At 34.2% G+C, this 4,442-nt stretch carries 3 protein-coding genes and 1 pseudogene; all 4 read left to right on the top strand.

Annotation, left to right across the window (positions count from 1 at the left end):
- Nucleotides 1–79 precede the first annotated feature (79 nt).
- The 4 genes and pseudogenes from HU235_RS22750 (at nucleotide 80) to HU235_RS22765 (ending at nucleotide 3,243) form a co-directional block, all read left to right on the top strand.
- A pseudogene (locus HU235_RS22750) lies at nucleotides 80–670 on the top strand (hypothetical protein).
- 268 nt (nucleotides 671–938) lie between these two features.
- The gene (locus HU235_RS22755; RefSeq protein ID WP_174881698.1) at nucleotides 939–1,286 is read left to right on the top strand and encodes a YkgJ family cysteine cluster protein; all 348 of its coding nucleotides are present in this window, start codon (nucleotides 939–941) and stop codon (nucleotides 1,284–1,286) included.
- Nucleotides 1,287–1,335: 49 nt separating this feature from the next.
- Entirely contained in the window at nucleotides 1,336–1,803 is a 468-nt protein-coding gene (locus HU235_RS22760) for a DUF6323 family protein (protein WP_174881699.1), read from the top strand.
- A gap of 3 nt (nucleotides 1,804–1,806) precedes the next feature.
- Nucleotides 1,807–3,243: a DUF6179 domain-containing protein gene (locus HU235_RS22765; protein WP_174881700.1), complete on the top strand. Its 1,437-nt coding sequence runs from the start codon at nucleotides 1,807–1,809 to the stop codon at nucleotides 3,241–3,243.
- Nucleotides 3,244–4,442: the final 1,199 nt, after the last annotated feature.

The raw sequence follows: 4,442 nt of genomic DNA on the forward strand, positions 1-4,442 counted from the left end.
ATTTAATTTTATTAAATTTAATTATATAATAGGATTCTCCTGGCCAGGGGAATCCTATTTTTTTGTTCTAATATGAAGTATCAAGAAAGGCGAGTCAAGTTTAACCTTGTTAATATCAGCTTTTTGGAAGATCCTATCATGGTCAATTTGATACCCATAAAATATTTAATGATGATTTTATGGCTAAAGATTTAATTTCACAAAAGAATATAATTCATGGCATACATTTCTTCAACAAAGATATCACGCAAAAGTTTAAGGGGGATACAGAAGAAATATTAAAATGGATTACACAGATTCAACTTTCCCCAACACTCTTGGCAAAGTTTAATAGACAATTTATTCGCCAAAGTCCCATCAGGAAGTTCCATAGTCATTGATTATTCAGACGAAAAACTCTTTGAAGAAAAAGAATCTTTAATAGATTTGAAAATATGGTAAAAATGGCTTCAGCAAGTGTCGAACCAATGAAGTCATGTTTTTCTTATTATGAAAATGAGAGAATGTTAGAAAAATCCTGTTTACTCATTTATGAACATTTATCACCTGAAAAAATTAGTTAACTGTATTTTGACGATCGAAAAGACTCCTATCAGGCTTTGAAACCATTCATTACATTCATGCGATAAAGAAACATAATACACTTTTAAAGGATGTGACTATAAAGTGACCAAATAATCTCTTGTTAGAGCTTCCTGGTAATTGTTTTAAAATCCTGTTGTACATTTTCATCTAATTCTTCGCAAAGCATATCATACAGTTTTTTAAATTTAGTAACTAAAGAGACAACTTTATTATTTCTACTGACTAATTTATCAGTACAAGAATGCCGGTTTATACTCCCGTTTTGTTATTAATCTTTTTTAGCTACTTAACTAGAAAATTCATATCATTGAATGGATCTTAACACCTTACTTTTTCAGGAGATGATTAAATTAATGGAAAGTCTACCTTGTAATGGTTGCAAAGGAATGTGTTGCGGACCTGTTCCTATTACAGAAGATGAGTTGAAGAAAATAAAAAAGAAGATAAAAGCTATGCCTAAAAAAACACGCCTGGATTTAAAAAACCAACGACGTTATTTTGGGACCTGTATTTTCTATGACGAAATAAAGGACCGGTGTGGAATTCATTCAGTACGTCCATCAATTTGCCGAGCATTTGGTTACTATAATAATCTCCTTTGTTTTCGCAATCCAAAATTAGCTTCTAGAAGAAACTATACGACCAGCTCACATCCTGCCGGTATCTTAAGTGTAGATTTTACATGGAACGACTTTACTTAAGAGAAAAGTTAAAAACTTTTTAGCGGATTTATAAGAAGGGAGAGAGCATATGAATTTATCCGAAATTTTGAATTACATCCAATTATCACACAATTCCAAGACAGTGACGGAACTACTCAGTTTAAATGAAAAAACTAAAGAGCAAGGCTTGGTTCTAACGCCAAATGATGTAAAAACGTTGGTGGTGTCCAGAAATAAAGTGCTACGTGATCATGCGAGAGTTGAACTGGACATTGGAGTGTTAAAGGAATTAATTGAGGTGTTTTCGACTTCACCCTATATGGAGCGGGATCATTATGTTGATACGCTAAATGAGCTTCAGGAGATTTTTTATTATCTTAGAAATGAAACGGAAGATAAGATTGGGGACATGAAACTTATTCAACAGATGAATGATTATTATAACGGACCCTGTGCAGGATCTTTAGAACTATTAAGAAGTAAAATGGAAGAACTTGCAGAGAATTTCAGAAGGGATATGATTCGTCGTGATTCTTTATTTGAAAGTGAGGAATAATGCGTGGAATTAGATAAAACACAAGATCGTTCTCACTTCATTTCTAATATTATTATCGATCGATCGCGGTTAAAACGAAGTCAATATATACTGTCTCTTCTGCAGGAAGGTCAGAGGGTGGGGATTATTACCGGTCAGAAGTCTTACCAGATACAGGTAGAGATTATGCAGGTTCTGCAGCAATTGATACGGAGGTATACCCAAGGAAAAAGTACGTCGGTGACAGCTGAAACAGCGGAAGGGATCATGGTATCCCTGATGTATGCTTTGGATGCCTATGCCCTTCATTTTAAGAACCCTGAAGAAGCTATTGTTCATATAAATTTTGAGAATATAAAGGATATACATGCTAAAGGTGTTGAATTACTTCGCCATTACTTTGAGGACGCTAAACAACTGTATCAAGAAGTAAAAAAGATGAAATTAGATGTGCCTGTCGATGCCTATAATATGACCATTGATGAATCATTACCTGTATTTATGAACCATTATAATATTATTTTTGAGGCCCAAAATACCATGGCAAGTATTGACTATCCTTTAGCCATTGATGATATGAGACTTCAGGGTGTTTTTTATATTAAACAGTATTTAGAACGACTGCAAATGGAGACGAGGTTCTGTAACTTTTTTAGTCATCAAGATTTAATGTATGTTTTAACAAATTTCGGGAAGATATGTCGCTTTAATTATCGAATTGAGCTATTCAACATATTTGAGCTAATGGTAAACAATGCTGTTTTTTCACTACTATCCGGAGGAAAAGCTAATAATGTTAAAATTTCAGAAATTCAATTTGACCAGTTGAACCGAATGTTAATAGCTTGTCATGCTAATCAAAGAGCTAAGTTGATTCATGAAGCGGTCGATCGATTGCAGGAAGCTCTACAAACGGATCAAGCACTTACCCGTTATATCAATTTGTACCGAGATGAATTGATTCACAGAGTAAATAACGCAGCAGAAATCGGTAGCTTAGAAATGCTGATCATCAGAGAAGTCGAAGAGCACGAAAAAACAATGGTCTTAATGTTAAATGAGAATGATCAAATGAGTGATATTCAAATGCGGAATTTAGTAGATCGTATTATGGAAAGTGACAACACAGAAAAAAAAGTACAACTAATTCGTGGGCATTTTGTTTCACTGCATGATTATCTAGATTTACTGAATTCAGGATGTCTTTTTGATGACGAATATGATGCACTTTTTGAAACTTTCGGGGATGTCGAATTAGCTATTTTAGCCAAGATCGTATTTTATGAGAAATTACGAGGGGGTATGCTAGATTTCTCAGACATTGTTGCTGATGGTGTTGAAACAGAGAACGAGTGGGAAACACATTATATAGGGTTTATGCAGCAGTTAGAAAATGAGCGCATCGGAGCAGTTGGACGCCTTATCTATGATATTGATTATGATGAAATATCGTTTTATTGAGTAAAACTTATAAAAAATGACGATTATTGCTTAGATATATAAATCAAACCCGGTTTAGGGCAATTAATTTGTGTGGGTTTAACTGCACCTTTAGTTGAACAAGAAAAAGCGATGCTTCTTTATTGAAGTATCGCACCCTATACTTTAAAGATAAGTAGGTATGTCCATTAAATATAGAAAAGGAAATTCAATATCCCTTTTGTTAAAAATATAACGTCTCAAAAAAGTAAACAAGTTATAAACTGATAAATGGCTAAAATATTTTATAAACTAATATCACTAGCAGCATTATCATCAAACAGACTAACCTTCTTTATATATCGCTGCAACGAATCGCTTCTCCTGTGCCTCGTTTGCTTCATAGTCTGATGTTAGGCTTTTCCAGTCATCGTAGCCGTACTACAAAAACCACTTCTCAAACTATGAGCACCATATCGTTTTGGATCCAATCCTACCTTTTCACAACAATTCTTTACAATCAAACGAAAAGATTGTGGAGTTAACCCACTCAAGATATTTCCATGCCGATCGATTCTTTTGAATAATGGACCTTCTAAATGGCCGAAAACACTCAACCAATCTTCTAAACTACGAACTGGACAAGTCGAAGGATTGCTTCCGTAAGGTAGTGCGACATCCTGCCCTTCTCCCTTTTGATCCGTTTTACTTCTATTTTAAATGGAGAATCAATTCATCTCGAGTTTTCGAAACGTCTTCCAACTTTAAACTGACTAGTTCACTTCGTCTTAATAAATAGATGAGTCAAGCTATTAATTGACTTTAGTCAGTGTTTGTCATTGGTTAAAATTTCAATTCTCGTTAGTCACTAATAACAGAGGTAGCCTTTGAGCTTACTAAATAATACTTCACCCTGATTACATAACAACTCATCTTGCTGAATTTCAAACCAAAAATACCTCTAAACCCAATACAATAATTTTAGCTACTAACCCTAACTACAAACCAACTCAACCACTTGTATTCTGTAATATATTAATAGACAGATAAAGACCCTTAAAAGATATGAAATTACCAATACAAGTTAACACACAACAAACCTCACTCATCCTCACCAGCCGTAATATCAAGCGTAAACCCACTTGGAACATACCTTCCACCAGAAACAGCTTTCGTTTTTGACCTCTTCTTTCTTACAGACTGTTGACGATTATAATCCTCAATTTCATTTACAGTAAGGA

It is taken from the genome of Metabacillus niabensis, assembly GCF_902829255.1.
Classification (GTDB): Bacteria; Bacillota; Bacilli; order Bacillales; family Bacillaceae; genus Metabacillus; species Metabacillus niabensis.

What these genes read in the sequence shown, in the direction of transcription:
- HU235_RS22755 (WP_174881698.1), top strand. Translation starts at nt 939, where the DNA reads ATGGAAAGTCTACCTTGTAATGGTTGCAAAGGAATGTGTTGCGGACCT.
- HU235_RS22760 (WP_174881699.1), top strand. Translation starts at nt 1,336, where the DNA reads ATGAATTTATCCGAAATTTTGAATTACATCCAATTATCACACAATTCC.